The 19,288-nt window shown below is 61.6% G+C and carries 22 protein-coding genes; 2 read left to right on the forward strand and 20 right to left on the reverse strand.

The window, feature by feature from the left end:
• Nucleotides 1-43 precede the first annotated feature (43 nt).
• Nucleotides 44-1,339 carry an MFS transporter gene (locus J1G35_RS08505; RefSeq protein WP_075944466.1) on the reverse strand — a complete coding sequence of 432 codons (1,296 nt, stop codon included), beginning with the start codon at nt 1,337-1,339 and terminating at the stop codon, nt 44-46.
• Nucleotides 1,340-1,576: 237 nt separating this feature from the next.
• On the opposite strand from J1G35_RS08505, the gene J1G35_RS08510 reads away from it, so the two are divergent.
• Nucleotides 1,577-2,455 carry an alpha/beta hydrolase gene (locus tag J1G35_RS08510; RefSeq protein ID WP_223014564.1) on the forward strand — a complete coding sequence of 293 codons (879 nt, stop codon included), beginning with the start codon at nt 1,577-1,579 and terminating at the stop codon, nt 2,453-2,455.
• A gap of 81 nt (nt 2,456-2,536) precedes the next feature.
• Here the strand turns inward: J1G35_RS08510 and J1G35_RS08515 are convergent, their stop codons facing one another.
• The 7 genes from J1G35_RS08515 to J1G35_RS08545 are packed head-to-tail and all read right to left on the reverse strand — an operon-like array spanning nt 2,537 to nt 8,806.
• Nucleotides 2,537-3,418, reverse strand: a complete 882-nt coding sequence (locus J1G35_RS08515; protein ID WP_223014565.1) for an alpha/beta hydrolase — start codon at nt 3,416-3,418, stop codon at nt 2,537-2,539.
• Nucleotides 3,418-4,203, reverse strand: coding sequence for a substrate-binding domain-containing protein (locus J1G35_RS08520; RefSeq protein WP_223014567.1), 786 nt, complete (start codon nt 4,201-4,203; stop codon nt 3,418-3,420). The genes J1G35_RS08515 and J1G35_RS08520 overlap by 1 nt, the downstream gene beginning before the upstream one ends.
• 53 nt (nt 4,204-4,256) lie before the next feature.
• Nucleotides 4,257-5,192: an SMP-30/gluconolactonase/LRE family protein gene (locus J1G35_RS08525; protein WP_223014569.1), complete on the reverse strand. Its 936-nt coding sequence runs from the start codon at nt 5,190-5,192 to the stop codon at nt 4,257-4,259.
• A gap of 26 nt (nt 5,193-5,218) precedes the next feature.
• The gene (locus tag J1G35_RS08530; protein WP_223014571.1) at nt 5,219-6,046 is read right to left on the reverse strand and encodes an amidohydrolase family protein; all 828 of its coding nucleotides are present in this window, start codon (nt 6,044-6,046) and stop codon (nt 5,219-5,221) included.
• 17 nt (nt 6,047-6,063) lie between these two features.
• The gene (locus J1G35_RS08535) at nt 6,064-6,882 is read right to left on the reverse strand and encodes an SDR family NAD(P)-dependent oxidoreductase (protein ID WP_223014573.1); all 819 of its coding nucleotides are present in this window, start codon (nt 6,880-6,882) and stop codon (nt 6,064-6,066) included.
• A gap of 10 nt (nt 6,883-6,892) precedes the next feature.
• Entirely contained in the window at nt 6,893-7,453 is a 561-nt protein-coding gene (locus J1G35_RS08540) for a carboxymuconolactone decarboxylase family protein (protein ID WP_177013697.1), read from the reverse strand.
• Between the two features lie 12 nt (nt 7,454-7,465).
• Nucleotides 7,466-8,806, reverse strand: a complete 1,341-nt coding sequence (locus J1G35_RS08545; protein ID WP_223014574.1) for a cation:dicarboxylase symporter family transporter — start codon at nt 8,804-8,806, stop codon at nt 7,466-7,468.
• 165 nt (nt 8,807-8,971) lie between these two features.
• Between J1G35_RS08545 and J1G35_RS08550 the strand changes: the two genes are divergently transcribed.
• Nucleotides 8,972-9,904, forward strand: a complete 933-nt coding sequence (locus J1G35_RS08550) for a LysR family transcriptional regulator (protein WP_223014576.1) — start codon at nt 8,972-8,974, stop codon at nt 9,902-9,904.
• A 40-nt stretch (nt 9,905-9,944) separates the two neighbouring features.
• On the opposite strand, the gene J1G35_RS08555 is transcribed toward J1G35_RS08550, so the two are convergent.
• From J1G35_RS08555 to J1G35_RS08610, 12 genes are all read right to left on the reverse strand, one after another.
• Nucleotides 9,945-10,769: a DUF4198 domain-containing protein gene (locus J1G35_RS08555; protein ID WP_223014578.1), complete on the reverse strand. Its 825-nt coding sequence runs from the start codon at nt 10,767-10,769 to the stop codon at nt 9,945-9,947.
• An 8-nt stretch (nt 10,770-10,777) separates the two neighbouring features.
• Nucleotides 10,778-11,101: a hypothetical protein gene (locus J1G35_RS08560; RefSeq protein ID WP_223014580.1), complete on the reverse strand. Its 324-nt coding sequence runs from the start codon at nt 11,099-11,101 to the stop codon at nt 10,778-10,780.
• 29 nt (nt 11,102-11,130) lie between these two features.
• Nucleotides 11,131-12,126 (reverse strand): zinc ABC transporter substrate-binding protein, encoded by a 996-nt coding sequence (locus J1G35_RS08565; protein WP_223014582.1) that lies wholly within the window; start codon nt 12,124-12,126, stop codon nt 11,131-11,133.
• Complete coding sequence (locus J1G35_RS08570) at nt 12,123-13,028, reverse strand: metal ABC transporter permease (RefSeq protein WP_223014584.1); 906 nt, start codon at nt 13,026-13,028, stop codon at nt 12,123-12,125. The genes J1G35_RS08565 and J1G35_RS08570 overlap by 4 nt, the downstream gene beginning before the upstream one ends.
• Complete coding sequence (locus J1G35_RS08575; RefSeq protein ID WP_223014586.1) at nt 13,025-13,732, reverse strand: metal ABC transporter ATP-binding protein; 708 nt, start codon at nt 13,730-13,732, stop codon at nt 13,025-13,027. Before J1G35_RS08575 ends, J1G35_RS08570 begins: the two co-directional genes overlap by 4 nt.
• Nucleotides 13,729-14,661: a zinc ABC transporter substrate-binding protein gene (locus J1G35_RS08580; RefSeq protein WP_223014588.1), complete on the reverse strand. Its 933-nt coding sequence runs from the start codon at nt 14,659-14,661 to the stop codon at nt 13,729-13,731. The genes J1G35_RS08575 and J1G35_RS08580 overlap by 4 nt, the downstream gene beginning before the upstream one ends.
• Complete coding sequence (locus J1G35_RS08585; protein ID WP_223014589.1) at nt 14,658-15,359, reverse strand: hypothetical protein; 702 nt, start codon at nt 15,357-15,359, stop codon at nt 14,658-14,660. Before J1G35_RS08585 ends, J1G35_RS08580 begins: the two co-directional genes overlap by 4 nt.
• The gene (locus J1G35_RS08590; protein ID WP_223014591.1) at nt 15,359-15,847 is read right to left on the reverse strand and encodes a DUF6644 family protein; all 489 of its coding nucleotides are present in this window, start codon (nt 15,845-15,847) and stop codon (nt 15,359-15,361) included. The genes J1G35_RS08585 and J1G35_RS08590 overlap by 1 nt, the downstream gene beginning before the upstream one ends.
• A 32-nt stretch (nt 15,848-15,879) precedes the next feature.
• On the reverse strand, nt 15,880-16,359 hold the full coding sequence (locus tag J1G35_RS08595; protein ID WP_223014594.1) for a DUF6644 family protein: 480 nt from the start codon (nt 16,357-16,359) through the stop codon (nt 15,880-15,882).
• 21 nt (nt 16,360-16,380) lie between these two features.
• Nucleotides 16,381-17,871, reverse strand: a complete 1,491-nt coding sequence (locus J1G35_RS08600; RefSeq protein WP_223014596.1) for an alpha/beta hydrolase domain-containing protein — start codon at nt 17,869-17,871, stop codon at nt 16,381-16,383.
• 34 nt (nt 17,872-17,905) lie between these two features.
• Nucleotides 17,906-18,676, reverse strand: coding sequence for a hypothetical protein (locus tag J1G35_RS08605; protein WP_223014597.1), 771 nt, complete (start codon nt 18,674-18,676; stop codon nt 17,906-17,908).
• A 64-nt stretch (nt 18,677-18,740) separates the two neighbouring features.
• On the reverse strand, nt 18,741-19,133 hold the full coding sequence (locus tag J1G35_RS08610) for a DUF6152 family protein (protein WP_223014599.1): 393 nt from the start codon (nt 19,131-19,133) through the stop codon (nt 18,741-18,743).
• Between the last annotated feature and the right edge of the window lie 155 nt (nt 19,134-19,288).

Raw genomic sequence — 19,288 nt, forward strand, 5'->3', positions numbered from 1 at the left:
AGCAACCCCGGCGGTTTAATCAGCCTGCCGGGGCCTTGGTGTATCAGGCTTCCTTTACCACGTAGCGCAAAATCAACGTCAACACCGTGGCGACACACAGCATGGCCGCCATCGCAATGAGCCCGGCATTGAATGAGTGTGTGACGTCCTTGAGCCAGCCCACTGCATAAGGTCCCACCAGGCCGCCAAGGCTGCCCACCGCGTTAATGAACGCAATGCCACCCGCCGCTGCCTGCTTGCTCAGGAACGTCGCCGGAATGCTGTAGAAGCAGGTGCGCACCGAGCTTAAGCCAATCAACGCGACCGTCAGGCCAATCAGCGCCGGAATCAGGTCGCTATAGACCACCGAGAAGATAAAACCGGCCGCCCCCGTGGCGCAGGTAATCGCCAGGTGCAGGACATAACGCCGCTTGCGTGCGAGCACTTTGGCCCACAGCAGCATGGCGACACTGGCGATCAGATAGGGGATCGCCGACACCCAGCCGATTTGAGTGGTGGTCAGTGAATGGGTCTTGAGGATTTGCGGCAGCCAGACGCCAATGCCGAGGATGCCAATGATGTAGCTGAACAGAATGGCCGCCAGCAGCCACACGCGCACGTCGTTGATTGACTCGCGAAAGCTGTGGGAGCCCTTCGATTCATGCTCGGCATCGAGGGCCGATTGCAACGCGTGACGCTCGTCCACGGTCAGCCATTTTGCGTCAGCGGGCCGGTCAGCCAGCATGTTCAGGCACATCACACCCAGCACGCAGGCCGGCAGACCTTGCAGCACCAGCAGCCACTGCCAGCCGTGGAAACCCCAGATGCCATCCATTGCCAGCATGGCAGCCGAGAGAGGTCCGCCCAGGACCGAAGACACAGGAATAGCGAACAGAAACCAGGCCATTACCCGTGTTCGATACTGGATGGGAAACCACAACGACAGGAAGAAGATTACCCCGGGGAAAAAACCGGCTTCGGCGATGCCGGCCAGCAGGCGGATGACCGAATAACTAACAGGCCCTTGCGCCAACGCTGTGGAAGCCGAAAACAGCCCCCAGGTAATCATGATTCTGGCCAGCCACCGCCGCGCGCCGAAGCGGTAAAGCGCGAGGTTGCTGGGCACCTCGAACAGGCAATAACCGACGTAAAAGATGCCGGCCGCAAAACCGAACTGGGACGCGGTGAGCCCCAAGTCGTCGTTCATCGTCAACGATGCGAAGCCGACATTGGTTCGGTCCAGGTAGTTGAAGAAATACGCGATGGCAAGCAACGGGATCAAGCGTATCGCGGCTTTGCGACAAGCGCTGGACTCAAGCGCCTCCTGGGGTGTGACTTGAGCGGCGGTGAGTGTATTCATGGGGCTCCATTATTGTTGTATTCATGAGCCTGGAAGCATATGGCCGGCGTTCTGGTGCGCGCCAAGACCTTTAAACCATAGGTATCCATAACGGCAGGGCATGGGACTTTGAGGGGATTTCTGCAGGGGAGGGGCCATGCCCGACAGGCATCGAACACCATGAGATATCGGTATTGGTTATTTTCTTCCCGGTGCATAAACCTGAGTGTTCACACCCATAATAAAAAGGCTCATCCAATGCACTACACTCGCGTCATGCAATCCTTAATCGTCGCTGGCCTCGTTGCCTATAGCCTGCCGGGAAATGCCGATGATTCGGTACGTACACTGGTGGCCGAGAAGAGCAACGTCCATATCGAAGCACTGGACCAGGGCAAGGGCCATGTGATCGTAATCCTGCCCTCTAAGGGCCGCGGTGCAAATGATTATGACGAGGTCGCACGCTACCTGGCCGCTGACGGCTATCGCGTGATCCGCCCAGAACCACGCGGGGTCAAGGGCAGTAAGGGGCCCATGGATACACCGACACTGCATGACTTCGCCGCCGACGTCGCGCTGGTAATGGACAAGGCCAAGACCGGGCCTTCGGTCGTGGTCGGGCATGCGTGGGGCAGCCAGCCCGCGCGCGTGCTGGCGGTGGACCGCCCGGACCTGGTCAACGGCATCGTATTGGCGGCCGCATCGATAGGAAAGCTGCCCGCCGGCTCATCGGAGAAACCCTATGGCCGCATGGTCGAGGCGATCAAAGGCGCGGGTAATTACTCGTTGCCGGAAGCCAAGCGTATCGACTATCTCAAAGAGGCGTTTTTTGCCCCCGGCAATGACCCGCGTCCCTGGCTGAGCGGATGGTATGACAAGACCCACCAGGCGCAGGACCATGCGCGAGACAGCACGCCGGTGGAACTTTATTGGTCGGCCGGCAAAACTGTACCGATTCTGGACTTGCAGGGGCAGCATGACGCAGTGGTGATTCCGAACATTCTCAAGTCCATGCTCGGCGACCGGGTCGAACACAAGACCATCGCCAACGCCGGACACGCCATGGCGCCCGAGCAGCCTCGTGAAATGGCAGACGCCATCGCCGAATTCGCCCAGCGTGTGTACGCGGCCAAGTGATCAACTGACGGCGTATAGCCTGACGAAAAAAATGCTCCGAATCATTGGATTCGGAGCATCACCCATCATGTTCTATCTCTCTTACTTCGCGTACTGCGCCTTGGCAAACGCGGCGATTGCATCCGCCATTGCCTTGGGTTGTTCCGGAGCCATGGCGTGTCCGGCATCTCTCAATACCACCACCTGGACACGGTCACCGAGCATGCTTTTCAGCACACCTGAGAAACGCTTGGGTGCGACGGTATCCGCATCACCTTGCAAGTCGAGAATCGGCGCACTGCCGGCGGCGAAGTAGTCGTCCACCGGGGTGATGTTGCGCGCATGGCCTTCGGCATCGTGGGTCGCCTGGTGCCAGCCGCCCAGCCATACCTTGGGGTCGTTGCCGGGCGCAAAGAATGCCTTGCGCAGATAGACAAGACGTTGTTCTTCGGACAGCGACATATCGCCGGCGCCGTCGATAGCCTGGCGCATCTCCGCGTTGATGGGTTTTTCAGTGGATCCTGGCGGAACCTTGCCAGCAGACGCAGCAGCCATGACCACGCCACGCACCAAGTCGGGACGATCCGCCGCGAGCATGCGCGCCGCGAAATTGCCCCAGGCATGACCGACCACCACGATGGGGCCTTTATTTTCATGCTCGACCACCGCCGCCACGTCACGGGCAAAGTCGTGCACGGTCAGGTTTTCCATCGGCCCTTTGCTTTGCCCGATGCCACGCGGCTCTGGCCTGACTACGCGAAAGCCGTCGGCCTGAAGATAATCGGCGACCTGGTCATAATCGCGACCCGAACGGCCCAGCGAGGGAAGCATCACGATCACTGGCCCGGTGCCTTGGGAGTTGACCTCGATTTGAACGTTGTCGTAACTGACCAGTTCCTGTTTGAACGGCGCACCGGCGGCCGTCGCAATGGCAGAGACCAGGCCAAAAGTGGCACCGAGCAGAAGACGCGAGACTATTTTCATTATTTGGACTCCTGGGTATTCGTGTTTTTCGCTGGCTCAAGGCCGCTCTCTTCAAGCAGACGACGTGCAGTCGGGCTGTTGAGAAAGGCAATGAATTCACGCGCAGGCAGCGCATTTTGGGTTTGGTGTGCAACGGTGGCGCAGAAGCGGCTGACTTTCTGCACCTCCTCCGGCAGCGGGCCCAGGAAGTCGACTCCGGGCGTTACCTTCAACTCGCTGATTTGCTGCATGCCTATATCTGCATCGCCCCTGGCCAGGGCTGTGCCTACCAGTTCCTTGCCGGCGATTTCAACGGTCTTGTTTTTCACTTGATCGCTGATACCCAAACGCTGGAATAGCTCTGTGCGGATGTACACGCCGCTTGCACCCTGGGAATAAGCGATTTTGTCAGCGTTCAGCAGGGCGGCCTTCAACGCCGCGACGCTTGAGACGTCCGGCTTCGGTTTACCATGAGGGACACCTACACCAATACGTGAATCCGCGATTTCGCGGCGGGTCGTCATGTTGAAGGCGCCGGTGGCCGAGAGCAGTTCCAGGGTTTCGTCGGCCATGATCGCCAGGTCCATCGGCTCTTTATGCCGGATGCGCTCTGGAATGGATTCAGGCGAGGTGCCCATCGAAGGCCCCCAACTGAAACTCAGGGTATTGCCGCTGGCTTTTTCATAGGCTGGTTGAAGGTGTTCCATGGCGCCCCGGAGTGCGCCACTGGCAATGACCTTCAGCTCGGCCGCTTCGCCTAACTGAGAGAAACCGAACAAGCTGACCAGGCCGGTGGTCACTAACATCGGGGCAGATCTTGTTTTTTTCATGGTGCTACCTTCTCTATTAGACGCTCGTTTCAAGCGCCACGGGTGTTGACGAACAACGAATACAGCGAAGTGGTTGAGGCCATCAGCAGTCGATTGCCGCGTGGCCCGCCGAAGCACAAATTGGCGCAGCGCTCCGGCAAGTCGATATGCCCGATGGCGGTGCCATCGGGAGCGAAGATGCGCACGCCATCCATGCCTGGCTCCGGCGCACCCCAGCCGCACCAGAGATTGCCGTCCACGTCCACGCGCAGCCCATCCGGCAACCCGCTGCCGGCATCAATCAGCTCGCGCCTTTGGCTGAGGCAGCCTTGGCTGTCGACGCTGTAGGCCACGATCCGCCGCGGACGCGCCCGGGATTCCACCAGGTAAAGGGTTTTTTCGTCCGGGGAGAAGGCGAGGCCGTTGGGGCCTTCGAGGTCTTCGGCGACACAGTGCAGCGTGCCATCCGCGTCGAGGCGATAAAGGTTGGCCGGCAGTTCGGGCGTGCCTTGACGGCCCATGTAGTCACTGATAAGGCCGAAAGGCGGATCGGTGAACCAGATGCTGTCGTCAGACCTCACCACAATGTCATTCGGCGAATTCAGCGGTTTTCCCGCGAAGCTATCGGCCAGCACCGTGATGCTGCCGTCGTACTCGGTGCGGGTCACCCGCCGCCCGCCGTGTTCGCATACCAGCAAGCGGCCTTGACGGTCGCGCGTCATGCCATTGGCCTGGTTGGCGGGCTGGCGAAACACGCCCAGGACGCCGGTGGCCTCGTCCCAGCGCATGATGCGATCGTTGGGCAAATCGGTGAACAGCAGGAAGCGTCCGTCGGCGAACCAGACCGGGCCCTCGGCCCAGCGTAGGCCGCCACCCAAGCGTTCGACCTTGGCATGCGCCAGGCGGTAGTGGGCAAAGCGTGGGTCCAGCTCGCGTACCCTTGGATCGGGCACGCGCGGGCTGGACGACCAGGTAATCTCGTCCATCGTTTGATCTCCGAAGTGGGCGGACGTCAGCTGTATAGACGCGCCGGATTGTCGATCAGGACGGCCTGCTGTAAGGCGGGGCTGTCGCAGACCTGGGCAATGAAGTCGAGCAAATGTGCGTCATCCGGGACCAGCCCCTTGATATTCGGATGCGGCCAATCCGAGCCCCAGATAGCGCGTTCAGGCGCGCATTCGAGCAGCGCACGCACCGGGTCCAGCGCCTGCGGCCAAGGGCCGGGCAGGCCTTGCATGGCGCGGTCGATGCCGGACAGTTTGATCCAGCGGTTTGCATGGCTCAGCTCGGCACGCAGTTCACGTATCAGCGTCGGGTCAACAGGCCTGGTGAGATCGGGGCGGGCCATATGATCGATGACCAGCGGCGTCGCCAGATCCCGCCAGGCGTGTAGAAACGGGAGCAGCACCGGCAATTCTCCATGCACCAGCACATGCCAGCCGAAAGGCGCGACACGCTCGGCCAGGGTGCGCAGTTTTTGCGGATCCCGAGCGCCTGGCAGGTGGCCCATCAGGTTGAAGCGAATACCGCGCAGGCCGCCGTCATGCAGTGCCTGTAACTGCGCGTCGGTGGTGCTGTCGTCAATGATCCCGACACCACGATAACGCCCGCCACTGCTGGCAATCGCCTGCAGGATGGCGGCGTGATCGGTGCCATAGGGCGCGGCCTGCACCAGCACGCCGTGACTGATGCCCAGTTGTCGATGCACTGCCAGCAACTCGGAGAAAGGCGCCGGCTCAGGCGTATAGGCGGCATTGGCCGGCAGAGGGAAATGAGCCCAGGGACCATAGATATGCGTGTGGCAATCCCACACCCCCGTAGAGCTGGATGAAGTCGACATGCTGGCTCCTGGCTGGCTTAGTCGCAACGCGCGGTCATGCCGCCATCGACGATGATTTCAGTGCCGGTGACAAAGCGTGATTCATCGCTGGCCAGGTACAGCGCGGCGTAAGCCGTGTCGCGACCATCGCCCATGAACCCGAGGGGAATGCGGGCCAGGCGGGTGTCGAGTAATTTGCTCACATCACCGCCGGTGCGTTGCCCGGCCAGGCGTACTTCGACCATCGGTGTGTGCAACTGCCCGGGTACCACGGTGTTCACGCGGATGCCCTTGGGCGCGTATTCCACGGCGGTCACGCGAGACAGCTGGATGATCCCGGCTTTGCTGGCCGCGTAAGCCACTTGGGCCGAGCCCGTCCAGCGAATACCGGACGTTGAAGCCGTGTTGATGATCGAGCCGCTGCCCTGGGCTTCCATCAGTGGCAGCACGTGCTTGCAGGTCAGGAAGACGCTGCCGAGGTTCAGGGCAATCTGGGCATCAAACTTTTCTTCAGCCAAGGCAACGGCGCCGCCCGGTGCCGAGCCGCCGACGTTGTTCACCAGAATATCAACCGTGCCATAGGTCTCTTTGCAGGCGGCAACCATCGCGGCGACGGCCTGGGTGTTGGTGACGTCGCAGGCATACGGAGTGACTTCCCCGCCCGCATCGCGGATGCGCTGCAGCGTTTCCTCCATGGCCCCTAGATCACGATCGACCGCGAAGACCTTGGCGCCGGCCATGGCGAATATCACCGCGACTGCGCGGCCGTTGCCCCAGCCACTGCCGACACAACCGGCACCGGTGACGATAGCGATCTTGCCTTTGAGACGGTCGCTTTTTGGAAGAGTATCGGTCATGTGCATATCCTCAGTTCAATGTAGTCGGCAGTTCGGCAGTGGCGCCGGCGGGCGGGGGCACTTCGAATACCTTGATGGTCATGGAAATCAGGCTGTAGTAGCCCGCGATGCCGACCAGGTCGACAGCCGCATCGGTGCCCAACAGCGCAGTGAATTCGGCGTACAGGTCGTCGCTGATTGCACGCTGGGCATGCAGTTCGCGAATGAAGCGGTAAACCAGCGCTTCATCGGCGTTTTCGAACGCAGGCGGCAGGTCATCGCGAATGGCATCAATGATCTGCGGCGCCAAACCTGCCTCCAGCGCGAACGGCTTATGGGCGGCCCATTCGTATTCGGCGAGCCAGTGGCGCCCCATCATCAGGATGGCCAACTCGGACAGGCGCGGATCCAGACAGGTGTCATAGCGGCAGTAGCGGCCCAACGCCTGGGCGCACTCGGCCAGTTCAGGCCGATGCAGCCAGATGGCCAAGGGGCCTCGCACGCCTTTGCGCGGGCCGTTGGCGATGCGCTCGTAGACCGAGTGCTGCGCATCGCTGAGGTTGTTTGGGTCGATAGGGGGCAGACGATTCATGGAGCTTTCCTGTCAGGGACGCGGTGATTGAATATGAGGTTTATGCGCCGGCTCGATGGGCAACTCGGCCGACTGGGCTTCCACCGGCGGGCGCAGCAGGCTGCGGCTCGGTTTACGGCCGGTTTCGCGTTCGAAGTCTTCAGGGTTGAAGGCGCCTTCCCAGCGGGCGATGGCGAACACCGCGACGGTGTTGCCGACGATATTGGTCAGGGCGGTAGCGGTGGCCATGATGCGGTCGATGCCGAACAGAAGCCCGAGACCACTCAGGGGCAGGGTTTGCACCGATTGCAAGGTCGCGGCCAGTTTGATGAAGGCGCCGCCCGCCACGGTGGTACCGCCCTTGGAGGTAATACTCAGGATGGCCAGCAGACCCAATTGCTGCATCAGCGAGAACGGTGTGTCGGTGGCCTGGGCGATGAAACCGATGGCAATCGCCATGTAGATCGCGGTGCCGTCGAGATTGAAGCTATAGCCTGCCGGAAGCACAAAACCGACCACCACTTCATCGCAACCGCTGCGCTTGAGCTTTTCGATCAGGCGCGGAAACACCACCTCACCGGACGCCGTGCCGAACACCAGCAGGATTTCATCGCGGATCAAGCGCAGCACACTGCCGAACGGCAAGCCGATGGACCAACTGATCGAACCCAGAATGCCGAACACGAAGATCAGCGAGGCGGCGTAGTAGACAACGATCAGCTTGAGCAAGTAGAGAAGGGTGTCACCACCGTAGCTGCCGATGGCTGCCGCCATTGCACCGAACGCACCGAGGGGGGCGAGTTTCATGATGAAGCTGAGCATTTTGAACAGGATGCTCTGCGCTTCGCCAAGGGCTTTTACAGCGACAGAGTCCGGGGCGCATACGCGATTGATCGCTATGCCCGCCAGCACCGAAATAATGAGTACCTGAATGATGTCGCCCTTGGCGAATGCATCGACCAGTGTGTGAGGGATCAGGCCCAGCAGGTAGTTGATCATGGATACACCGCCTGCTGCGGAAGTTGCCTTGATCGCCTCACTGGACTCATTCAGGCTTGTCGCATGCAGGCCTACTCCCGGCTCAACGACGTTTACAAGGATAAAGCCAATGAGCATCGCGACCGTGCTGACCACTTCAAAGTAGACCAGCGACTTGATACCGAGCCGGCCGAGTTTACGCATGTCCTGAACGTGGGTAAGACCGTGCACGAGGGTCACGAAGACGATCGGTGCCAGCATCATTTTCAGCAGGGCAATGAACGCTTGTCCGAGGGGCTTCATGGCGACCGCCCATTGTGGTGCGGCGAAACCGAGAATGACGGCAGCGATAAGTGCGATCAGCACCTGCACGTGGAGCTTCTTTAACTGATTCATGGCATTTCCTGACCCAATAGTGGGCATCATTATTCTTGTGGTAACACGTCCCTTGACGGGCAAGCTGGGCCTTCAGCTATCCGCGTTGAGCATAGAAAAAACTATGTCTAGGCACAAAAACCTTATTTTGATACAAAGCTATGCCATTACGGCATGGTGAGTACGATGGACATTCGAGAACTCCGCTCCTTTGTAAAAGTGGCTCAGTGCGGCGGCTTCAGCCGCGCCGCCAAAGAGCTTTTTATCGCTCAACCGGCGCTGAGCCGGCAGATCGCCAAGCTCGAAGAGCAGCTTCAGGTCGCACTGTTCATTCGCCATGGCAGGGGTGTGGAACTGACGGCCGCCGGGGCCCGCTTGCTGGAGCGTGCAGACGTCATGCTGCGCTACATGGAAGAAACCGCCGACCACGTGCGCAACAGCGCATTCGAGGAGCGCGGGCACCTGGCAATCGGCTTGCCCCCAGCGATCGGTACCATCGTCGGGCCACAGTTGATCCGTCGTTTTCACGAGCGTTGGCCGAAGGCGTCGTTGCATGCATTGGAAGGGTTGAGCACGTCATTGCAGGAGTGGTTGCTGGATGGTCGTATTCAGGTCGCCGTGGTGTACAACCAGCCGCTGCTTGAGGCGTTTGATGTCAGGCCGATTTTCAGTGAACGGATGGTTCTGGTCGGGCCGCCAGGCGAATCGACGAAATCGGTGCGCATCATGGGGTTGGCGGATTTTCCACTGATCCTCCCAGGATTACCCCACAGCAATCGACGCCTGATCGAGCAAGTGGCGGCGCAGAACGGGTTTCATTTGAATGTGATATTCGACGTGGACAGTGTCAGCCTGACCAAGCGCATGGTGGCTGAAGGCATGGGGTACTCGATCCTGGCCCATGCGGCAGTGCAGGAAGATATCGCCAAGGGGATTTTGGTCGGCCACGCCATCGAGAGGCCAGGTATTCGGTCGACGGTTTCGTTGACCACACTCAAGGAGCGCAGGAGCAGTCGCCTGGCATTGAGTTGGGAAAAAATCCTGCTGGAAACCCTGGAGGAGTTAGTGACAGTTGGGGCGTGGAAGGATGCCACGCTGTGGTTAGGAGGCGACGGCTAGGACAGGGTCCCATTAACCTGGAACCCTGCCCGGTAGCACGTTATTTCATATCCTTGGCCTGGATCCACAGCACCGCGTCCTGGGACAGCGGTTTGCCTTTGTAGATTTTGGTCGCACCGATGTTCAGCGCTGCAATGCCCCACCAGCCGGCTCGGGGCAGGCCGATCGTGACGACGCCTTGGGCATCCGAATAGGTACTCAGGGATTTGAACGAGGCTTGGGGGGCCGTGACGTAGTCCTGCTGGCCGAAGGCGTTGCCTTTGATATCGACCGAATGGTTGAGGTATTCGATTTCGATCTCGGCGAACGGCACGGGCTTGCCGTCGGCCAGCACCACGGCGCGGAACACGCCGGCGGTCCAGTTGGCATAGGGCTTGTTCAACGGTTGGATTTCAACCGGCAAGCCTTGCGGTTCCGACCAGTTGCCGGGGACGCCACCGACGTTCACGACCAGTTTGGTGAACTGCTGGATGTAGACGTCTTCGGCGGTTTCCAGGTAGGGCTCGGGCTCCAGTACAAAGACATGGTCCCCGAGGGAGCGCACCAATTCCCGCGGGATCGATGCACGGTAGGCGCTCGCCTGATTATCGCGACTCTGCCACTGCACGGGTCGCAGGAATTGACGCAGGTCGACTTTCTCCCCGCCATGGGAGCTGACGTGGTTGAAGGCGAGGGGCTGCCCCATGTTCATCGTCGGCCCGCCAGAGAACGGGTGGGTGAATACGATGGCGAATTCCAGGTTGTCCGCGCGCGGTAGTGCCGTTTCGTCCACGTACAGCATCTGGAAATGGGCCTGTGCGGCACCGGCCATGCAACCGAAGGTCGCGGCGGCGAGGGCGTGGAGCAGTCGTCGTTTGATGGGCATGGTGGTTTTCACTGGGTGATGTCAGAGGATTGGATTGTGGCGCCATGGTTGTCTCCCCCGAGAAACACCACGGAGTAGACGCCAGTGGGGGCCTGGAAGGTAAAGCTGTTGTCTTTATCGACAGTGCCGTCTATCAGCACCTTATTGCTGGTGTCCTGGACATGGATCTTGCGGCCCACGGCGGAACTGCCGTCGGTGTAGCCGGCTTCACACTTCACCCAGTCATCGTGCTCGATATAGCAATCGAAAACGGGGCCGTGGGCCAAGGCGGCCCGGCAGAACAGCAGGGCACCTGCCAGCAGTATCGGGTAGGCCAGATCTCGCGTTTTCATCAGGTTTGCGTCTCCATGGTCGAAGTTGATCACTGCGGTTTCGCGGCTTGAACGTCAGCCGCAGGGGCGCCGGCCGGTGCGAAGGCCGCCAATAAGGCGTCGAGGTTGGAACTCAGCAACGCCTCATAGCCGTTGGCTGTGTTGGCGAGCATGCCCGGGTTGCCGATATCCAGGATCAGCAGGCGGGCGCCGCCGTCCTGGATGGCCTGGGCAATCCTGGCGTCAGGCGCCCACTTGTGCACCACCACACGGATTTCGCGCTCGCGCAGGTAGTCGGTCAGGGCGGTGCGGTCGGCGTCAGTCCAGTCGATGTCCTGGCGCACGAACCAACCGTCCACATACACGCCAAACTCGCCGAACAGGTAGACCGGCTCACTGGCCAGCGACAGCACGCGCAGGTCCGGCACCTTCAACAGCCGGTCACCGTAATCGGCCTTCAGCTGGCGCAAGCGGCCGTCGAGTGCGACGAGGTTGCGCTCGATCCGAGGCGCGTCGGCCGGGGACAGGCGTGCCAGGTCGGCTGCAATCAACGCCGACATGCGCATGGCATTGACTGGGCCAAGCCAGGCGTACGGCGACAGGCCGCCATCGCCGTCGCGGGCACTCGCCCAGGGCACATCGTTGGAGGGCGCGCGGGTCACGGCCACGCCGGGCTTGAAGCTGTCCCATGAGTGCGACGCATCGATTTCGACGATGCGCAGGTTCTGGCGCCGAGCCGTCGCATACAACGGATCAGCACGCCACAGGCTGCTCAGGGTGACCACGGCGGCGGCCTTCTGGAACACCTCCGGCGCCAGGCGTGACAGCGCGTTGGCCTGGCTTTCCATGGGCACGGCGGCGTCCATCGGCACACGTACCACTTCGATATGAGTGCCTTCGCCGAGTGCCGAGGTGAGTGCATACAGCGCTGGCAGGGCGACCAGCACCTGTTGCTGGTCGACCTGCGCAAACGCCGACGGCGCGCCGCCCAGCATCACGACCACAAGTGCCAGCCAAGGACGAATGGATAAGTTGAACCGTGTCATACGCTGGCCCCTTTGAACTGCGGCGCGGTGCCTCGGATGATGCTGGTGAACGCAAACACCAAGGCCGCGACGATCACGATGGCGCCGCCCGTGGGCACGGGTATATGGAACTGCATCGGTGCCAGAATGCCGACCACACAGGAAAAGGTCGCAATCACCACGGCCCAGGTGACCAGGCCTGGCAGTGAGTGGCTGATGTTGCGGGCCGCTGCTGCCGGTATCAGCAACAGGGCCTCCACCAATACGGCGCCGATGATCTTCAGGCAGGCCACCGTGACTAGGGTGACCAGCACCACGAACAGGTACTCGACGCTGCGCACCTTCACGCCGCGTGCATGGGCCAGGCTCGGGTTGAGGCTGGAGAGCAGCATGCCGTTGTACAGCGGCAGTCCGATCAGCGCGCAAATCACCGTCACGCCCAGCAGTACGTTCATGTCGGTGTGGTCGACGGCCAGGATCGAGCCGAACAGCACACCTTCCATGACGTGCGTGTTGATTTTTGCCGAGACGAACAGCAGCAACGAAGCCCCCACTGCCAGCGAGATGGAGAGGAACACACCGATCAGCGTGTCATTCGCCAGGGTGGTGCGGTGTTGCGTGTACTTGAGGGTCAGCGCGAACAGCAGGCAGAAGCCGAACATCGAGAAGTAGGGCGAGGTGTAGGACTCGCCGATCAGCACGCCAATGGCCACGCCGGTCATCGCCGCATTGCCCACGGACTGGCTGAAGAACGCCATGCGCTTGATCATCACCATCGAGCCCAATACGCCCAGCAGGGGGCCGATCAGCACCGAGCACATCAGCGCATTGATCACGAACTCATATTCGAACGGCTGCGGCAACACGTGGCTCGCGGCGAGCGCCTGGAGGTGGTCGCGAATGAAATCGTAAAAGGCATTCATCGAATCGCCTCCAGTCGGCTGTCGATCTGATCGGCGGGGCCGTGAAACAGCACCCGTTGGTTGATAACGGTCACGGACTGCGCGACACGCTTGACCTGTTCGAGGTCGTGGTTGATCCACAGGATGGTCACCCCACGGGCGTTCAGTTCGGCCACCAGCGTCTCCACCAGGCGCACACCGGCCTCGTCGATCCCGGCGGTCGGCTCATCGAGGATCAGCAACCACGGCGCCGGGCTTATGGCCTGGGCCAGCAGCACGCGCTGACGCTGACCGCCGGACAGGCTGCCAAACGGCTTTTTTCCCATCCCCGCCATGCCGGTACGCGCCAGGGCCTGGGCGTTGGCCGCCTTGGCGGCGCGGCTTGCGCCGAAGAAGGCAGGCCGGCGTTGACCCAGCAGGGCCATGAGATCGTTGACGGTCATCGGCACGTTGCGGTCGAAGTCCGGCAACTGCGGGACATAGCCCATGGGCGTGGTGAACTCACCCTCGAAGCGGATCGCTCCCGTATGCGGCATCTGCCCCAGCAGCGCACGCACCAGTGAGGTCTTGCCGCCGCCGTTGGGGCCTACCAGGCAGTGCAAGGCGCCGGCTTCGATGCGCATGTTCACCTGGTCGAGCACCTGCGTGCCTCCCAGTCGCAGGGAGACGTTGTCGAACACAATGGCGGGGCCGCGCATCGCGTATTCCTCCTTCAGCGTATTCATTGCTGGGTGTACTCAACGGCTTGCGCCAGGGTTTCGAGGTTTTCACGCATCGCCACCTCGAACTCGTCCGCGCTGTAGGTATCCCCGGTGATATGGGACAGGGCGAACACCTTCACGCCGGTGGCGGCTTCGATGGGTTTGGCCAAGTCGAGGGAGAAGTTTTTCTCGGCGAACAGCACCTTGACGTTGGCCTTCTTGATCGCCTCGATGGTGTTGGCCAATTGGCGTGCCGTCGGCGCGACGCCGTGACGCGGCTCGATCACCGCGCTTACGAACAGGCCGAACTCCTGCATCATGTAGTCGTAGCCGGCATGGGTCGTCGCACAGCGGAACGAAGACAAGTCCAGCGCGGCAAAGCGCGTCATGAAGCCTGCGCGCAGCTCGCGGATACGGCCTGCATACGCCAGGGCATTTTTTCGATACACCGCCGCGTTGTCCGGGTCCAGCTCTCCGAGCCGGCGGGCGATCTCGAACACCTGCTGTATCGCCGCCGTGGTGGAGACGAAGGTGTGCGGGTTGACCACCTTGACGCCTTCCTGGTCGCCACCGATGGGAATCAGCGCCACCGTGGCATTCGCCTGGATAATCGGCAGCGTTTGCGTGCGGCCGGCGGCCTTGATGATCTGGAAGGCCCATTCATCGTGGCCGATGCCGTTGACCACCAGCACATCGATATTCATCGCGCGGGTAATGTCATCGGGCTGCGGCTGGTAATTGTGCGGGTTAGCCTCTGCCGGGATCAGCGCAACGACCTCGGCCCGATCACCGACGATATTGGCGACGAAGCTGTAGTAGGGATGCAGGGTTATACCGACCCTGAGTTTCTTTGCCGAGGCGAAGGCCGGGCCGGCAAGCGCGATGGCGGGTATCAACACCAGCAGCGCGATGCAACGGCGCCACAAGGCGCGGTGTTTCGTAGACACAGTCATGGCTGGGTTCCTTTTACGCGTTCGATTTCACTGGTGCCGTCGTACGGGATGACTTGGCGCCAGCCTTCGCCGACCAGGGATTCGGGCTTGACGATGGCGGGGTAGGGCACGTTCGGGTCACGGTGGACCCAGATCGTCGCTTGGTTGGCCCACATCACTCCCGCATGGGCATGACCGATGATCAGTAGGTAGGCGCTCTGGCCCGGTGCACGACCGCCGGAGCCGTAGTACACCGTCGCACCCTGGCCCAGGGTGGCCTGGGACACGGCGTTGACGGGCGGGGCCGCCGCCGTGGCATCGTCATCGCCCCCCGTATGGGCCACGTGGGAGCCCGGCAGGATCAATTGCCAGTGCACCTCGCCATTGGCTTTCCAGAAGGCATCCCGGTAGAAGGGCGGCAGCAACAGCTTCTGCGCCCGCTCCAGGGTGATCCAGCCGCCGGTATCGTTGTTGGTCCAGATGATTTCTTCACCGGCCGGTAACAACGCGCTATGGATGGCCTGATCGACCGCGCCCAGGCCATCGAGGGAACGAACCTGCCAGCTCAACGGGGTAGGCGGACCAACGCGTTCGGGGCGCAGCAGCACATAGCCGGCCACGCCGGCGATGACGCTCAGGGCCGCCAGCACCAACGCCAGCGACTCCCATCCACTGGAGCGTGGGCGCACCCGCGTGATTGCAGCGCTGGGGCGCGCCATCAGAGGAACGCGATCCAGCGGCCCAGGAAGACCACGCCCGCCCACAGCAGCAACGAGCTGAAGCCGGCCACACGCGCCTGGCGCGGAGGCGGCAGCGTCGTGTCCCATTCGGCAATTCGGCGAAAGGCCCCGAGATGGAACACGGCCATGTTGATCCCGGCCAGCATCAACAGGCCCATTTTGAAAAGGAACGCGGTGTTCTGCACATAGGTCGTGCCATTCGCGCAGAACATCAGTAGGCCAGTGATCACACAGGTCACGAACGCGACCCAGGTGTACGGCAGCAAGTCTTGGATCAGCTTCAGCGCGCCGCGCCGGTGCGCGGTGACGCCCAGCAAGCGCAGGTCGACGACGGCGATGGTGCCGTAGACGATGGCGATGCCGATCACGTGCACCGATTCCAGCATCGGGAATGCCGAGCCTGACTCGCGAATGAACGTCGCGACCGGAGTGTCCTGGACGGCTTGCAGCAGAGGTTGAACATTCATGGTGAATACCTGAGAACTTGGGTTGAAAACGCTTAGATCGTGTAGGCGATCCAGCGCCCGCAGATGATCACGACGCACCACAAACCGATCGACAGCCACGCCAATGCCTTGACGGAACCCGACGCGACGTCACTGCCGGCAGAGCGCAGCAGAGGGCGGCGCAGCAGCCAGGTCAAGCTGAACGCGGTCACCACCAGGACCATCTTTAGCCAGAACGTCGAGTTGACGAGTACCCGATCAGGCTCGGCGATGATCATCAGTAGCCCAGTGCACAGCAGCACGATCAGTGCATTGCGCATCCACGGGTAGTAACGGCGTACGATGCCGCGCAAGGGCTCATCGCTGGCAAACACGCCCGCCAGGCGCAGATCGGAAATCAGCGCCGAGCCGAACAGCACGGTGATGGCGATGATATGAATGCTCTGCACCGTGGGGATGACCCACAGGATGTCGCGGATGGCAGTGCTTAACGGTGACGCGTAGATCCAGGCAATGATGAGTGACGATGACATCGGTTTTTCTCCCGCAATGGGTTAGAAATCTTCAGGGGTTGCGATCGGATGCAGGCCCGCCGCATCCTCGGGCAGCAAGTACCCTTGCTGGATCGACAAGGCTTTGGCGTCTTCGAACTTCTGTGCATAGCGGCTGAAATTTCCATAGCGCTGGCCGAGCACTTCTTTCGGGTAAGGCACCTTGGTGTCGTAGATCAGTCCGCAGCCGGTCTCTTGATCGGTGAGGTAGCGGGCGCTGGGCACCTGGATCCACGGCGGGCGCACGCCGCCTTGCAGGTTGCCGGTAGCGGGCGCACGGGCAGCGGCCTTGCCGTCGCGCACCACGCGGGGGGCTTTGGGCATCGGTTTGCCGTCGCGCACCCACTGGTCCATGCCATCCAGCAGCGCCGAGACCACCAGTTCGGCCGGTTCGTCATACAACGTCCGGCAGCGCGGGTCGTCGCCCTTGCCGATGTCGGCAGCGAGTTTTTCGGTGTGCTCCGTGCCAAGGTCGGCCAGGCGCAGATGGGGAATGCCGGTGACTTCGTAGTAGCGCAGCTGCGGGGCGTCGGTGTCGGCGGGCAGGGGGATGCCTTCGATCACGTCGTGCATCAGTTCGGACTGGCTGTAGACGGTCACGAACGGCACGCTTTCGGGCATCTGGCGCGGCACGCGGATCACGTCGCCGCCCACTTCTCCGTAGGCCATGCGGCCGGTCATATAGCCGTCGATCAGCGGCGTTTCGTCGGGCATGCGCCATTGCTGGTGACGGCCCTGGTCGAGATAGTCCATCCAGACTTGCGCGGTGACGGCCCAGCTATTCACATAGACGCGCTGCACCTCCAGGCCCGCCAGCGGGCTCTGGGCCGCGTTGGTTTTAAGCAGCAACGCCAGTTGCGCGCCGATGCCCTGGGACTGCGGCGCAAAGGGATCGGGCGCTGCGCCACGCGTGAAGTGGACCGGGTCGTAATAGGTGCCCAGCGGCGCGTAGCGAGCAAAGTCGAAGCGGCGCATGAACTCGAAATTCACGATCGGTCCGTACTGGGCGATCTGTTCGGCTTCGGCCGTCGGGGTGTCGGAGATCAACTTGGGGTCCACCGCCGGCTTGTTCACATTCAGCGTGTACCCGACGTACGCGTAGCCGCGCCGCAGCAGGTAGTCGCGGGTCAGAATCCAACCTGCGCCGCGCTCGCCGAACCAACTGAACGGCTCGATCACCACCGTGCCATTGAAGCGCGCCGGATCCGCCGGTTTACGCACCAGAATGCGCGTGGTGTAAGGCGCTTCCAACAGGGTTTGGCCGGCGGCGTTAATGGCCGGGGCGACGCCTTGCAGGTAGTACTCTTGCTCGATGTAGCCGTAGTGGTCGAGGTCGCTGTATTCGGTGCCCGGGCGTGTCGCCGACGACAGCGGCGCCTTGTCGGAAGGCGGCACGGGGATCGCCGTGGGCATGCGTGGCACCTCGGCGAACGTGTTCGCCGCGATGCACAGCCACAGCACGACGCTGAGGCTGAGGGGGGTCAGGCGTTTCATTCGTAAAGCTCCAGCAGGGGATGGATGGGCGTCTTCACTCAAGGCTCAGAGATGCCTTGCCCTCGCTGTCGATCACGATCTGGTTGTTCTCGCACACGTACTCTTGAATGGCGTAGTTGGAGCGCTTGTACTCAAACGTAAAGCGATACGGGGTATTGAGGACTTGCGGGTCTTCGATCAGGACCTGGTTTTCCAGGTGATCCGGCCCGCGTAAGCGGATGCGTTCGGTGATCTTCATGGCCGGCCCGTGGGGCACGTCGTAGAAGCGCACGTCCGTTCGCACGCGTTGGGTCTCGACCACCAGCGTGTCGCCTTCCCAGTGGCCGCGCGAATGGCCTTGGTACAGCGGGTCGAGCTTGTCTGTGGGCGGCATGGCCTGGTTCAAGAGAATCCGCCGCACTTGCTGGAGATACTCGCCGAGGATGATCACTTGCTTGTCATCGCGAATGATCTGGATCGGGAAGAGCGCCGCCATCATTGTCGGCATGCCTTCGGGCAGGCACTTGGAACTGGTGGTGGCGATCGGTGTGCCGGCGGCGTTGGCCACGGCTTCTTTCTTCTTGAGCTCGGCGTACTCGGTGTCGTAGGGCGCCTTGAGGTCCATCGGACCGCCGGGGTGTACCGGGTCGTCCGGGTTTTCGCCGAACCAGTCGTCAGGGGTTCTTTCCCAGGTACCGCTGATGTCTGGCCGGGTGGTCGCGCTGTGCTTTTGCGAGGCTGTCGCGGCGCTGCTTATCCCGGCGAAGGTCGCAAGGACCACGCCCAGGACGATCATGGCGGCGTTGGAGGTGCGTGCTGGTTTCATTGAAAAGTCTCCGCGTTGCTGGTTTGCCCAGTTCTGTTGTTGTCGCATTCGGGAGGAGCTGCGTTTAGCCGCCGCCCGAGAGCACCACGTCACCCATCTTGATCTCCACCAGCAGCCCGCCGGGCTCACCGTTTTTCAACGGTTTATAGGAAACCTCGACGTTTTCGCCGGCCTTGACCGAGTCGGCAGTCCAGCCTGTGCGCTGCAGCGCGTTGACGCTGCCGGTCTCGATCTTGAAGCGCTGGGCCGGCGGGCCGGGAACGTCGACGTAGATCGTGATGTGCGGGTTGGTCCAGGCGAAGCGCTCGACCACACCCTTGATCGTGAGGGTCTGGGTCTGGTCGAACAGCGCAAATGAATGGTGGGCACTGGCCACAGGCGCTAAGGCACTGCAGGCGATGAGGGTCAGAAGGCAAAGCCCCTGACGAAACAGCGGAAAAGGTGACAAAGGGGTCATGACGGGTGCCTCGGTTTTTATGGTTCTTATGGGCCCAGCATAGGGCGCTCGCGTTCACAGGCCTTAGCCCAAAACGGCAACCATTGAAGGTGTTCAGGCGTTTTGGCGCGGGTGAGGTATCGCGCAACGACGGATCGACGAGCAGGCCCGTGCAG

This window comes from Pseudomonas sp. SH10-3B (genome assembly GCF_019891415.1).
GTDB lineage: Bacteria > Pseudomonadota > Gammaproteobacteria > Pseudomonadales > Pseudomonadaceae > Aquipseudomonas.

What these genes read in the sequence shown, in the direction of transcription:
- J1G35_RS08580 (WP_223014588.1), bottom strand. Translation starts at nt 14,661, where the DNA reads ATGACTGTGTCTACGAAACACCGCGCCTTGTGGCGCCGTTGCATCGCG.
- J1G35_RS08535 (WP_223014573.1), bottom strand. Translation starts at nt 6,882, where the DNA reads ATGACCGATACTCTTCCAAAAAGCGACCGTCTCAAAGGCAAGATCGCT.
- J1G35_RS08610 (WP_223014599.1), bottom strand. Translation starts at nt 19,133, where the DNA reads ATGACCCCTTTGTCACCTTTTCCGCTGTTTCGTCAGGGGCTTTGCCTT.
- J1G35_RS08575 (WP_223014586.1), bottom strand. Translation starts at nt 13,732, where the DNA reads ATGAATACGCTGAAGGAGGAATACGCGATGCGCGGCCCCGCCATTGTG.
- J1G35_RS08540 (WP_177013697.1), bottom strand. Translation starts at nt 7,453, where the DNA reads ATGAATCGTCTGCCCCCTATCGACCCAAACAACCTCAGCGATGCGCAG.
- J1G35_RS08510 (WP_223014564.1), top strand. Translation starts at nt 1,577, where the DNA reads ATGCACTACACTCGCGTCATGCAATCCTTAATCGTCGCTGGCCTCGTT.
- J1G35_RS08545 (WP_223014574.1), bottom strand. Translation starts at nt 8,806, where the DNA reads ATGAATCAGTTAAAGAAGCTCCACGTGCAGGTGCTGATCGCACTTATC.
- J1G35_RS08525 (WP_223014569.1), bottom strand. Translation starts at nt 5,192, where the DNA reads ATGGACGAGATTACCTGGTCGTCCAGCCCGCGCGTGCCCGATCCAAGG.
- J1G35_RS08600 (WP_223014596.1), bottom strand. Translation starts at nt 17,871, where the DNA reads ATGAAACGCCTGACCCCCCTCAGCCTCAGCGTCGTGCTGTGGCTGTGC.
- J1G35_RS08530 (WP_223014571.1), bottom strand. Translation starts at nt 6,046, where the DNA reads ATGTCGACTTCATCCAGCTCTACGGGGGTGTGGGATTGCCACACGCAT.
- J1G35_RS08590 (WP_223014591.1), bottom strand. Translation starts at nt 15,847, where the DNA reads ATGAATGTTCAACCTCTGCTGCAAGCCGTCCAGGACACTCCGGTCGCG.
- J1G35_RS08605 (WP_223014597.1), bottom strand. Translation starts at nt 18,676, where the DNA reads ATGAAACCAGCACGCACCTCCAACGCCGCCATGATCGTCCTGGGCGTG.
- J1G35_RS08585 (WP_223014589.1), bottom strand. Translation starts at nt 15,359, where the DNA reads ATGGCGCGCCCCAGCGCTGCAATCACGCGGGTGCGCCCACGCTCCAGT.
- J1G35_RS08595 (WP_223014594.1), bottom strand. Translation starts at nt 16,359, where the DNA reads ATGTCATCGTCACTCATCATTGCCTGGATCTACGCGTCACCGTTAAGC.
- J1G35_RS08555 (WP_223014578.1), bottom strand. Translation starts at nt 10,769, where the DNA reads ATGCCCATCAAACGACGACTGCTCCACGCCCTCGCCGCCGCGACCTTC.
- J1G35_RS08560 (WP_223014580.1), bottom strand. Translation starts at nt 11,101, where the DNA reads ATGAAAACGCGAGATCTGGCCTACCCGATACTGCTGGCAGGTGCCCTG.
- J1G35_RS08515 (WP_223014565.1), bottom strand. Translation starts at nt 3,418, where the DNA reads ATGAAAATAGTCTCGCGTCTTCTGCTCGGTGCCACTTTTGGCCTGGTC.
- J1G35_RS08570 (WP_223014584.1), bottom strand. Translation starts at nt 13,028, where the DNA reads ATGAATGCCTTTTACGATTTCATTCGCGACCACCTCCAGGCGCTCGCC.
- J1G35_RS08550 (WP_223014576.1), top strand. Translation starts at nt 8,972, where the DNA reads ATGGACATTCGAGAACTCCGCTCCTTTGTAAAAGTGGCTCAGTGCGGC.
- J1G35_RS08505 (WP_075944466.1), bottom strand. Translation starts at nt 1,339, where the DNA reads ATGAATACACTCACCGCCGCTCAAGTCACACCCCAGGAGGCGCTTGAG.
- J1G35_RS08520 (WP_223014567.1), bottom strand. Translation starts at nt 4,203, where the DNA reads ATGTTAGTGACCACCGGCCTGGTCAGCTTGTTCGGTTTCTCTCAGTTA.
- J1G35_RS08565 (WP_223014582.1), bottom strand. Translation starts at nt 12,126, where the DNA reads ATGACACGGTTCAACTTATCCATTCGTCCTTGGCTGGCACTTGTGGTC.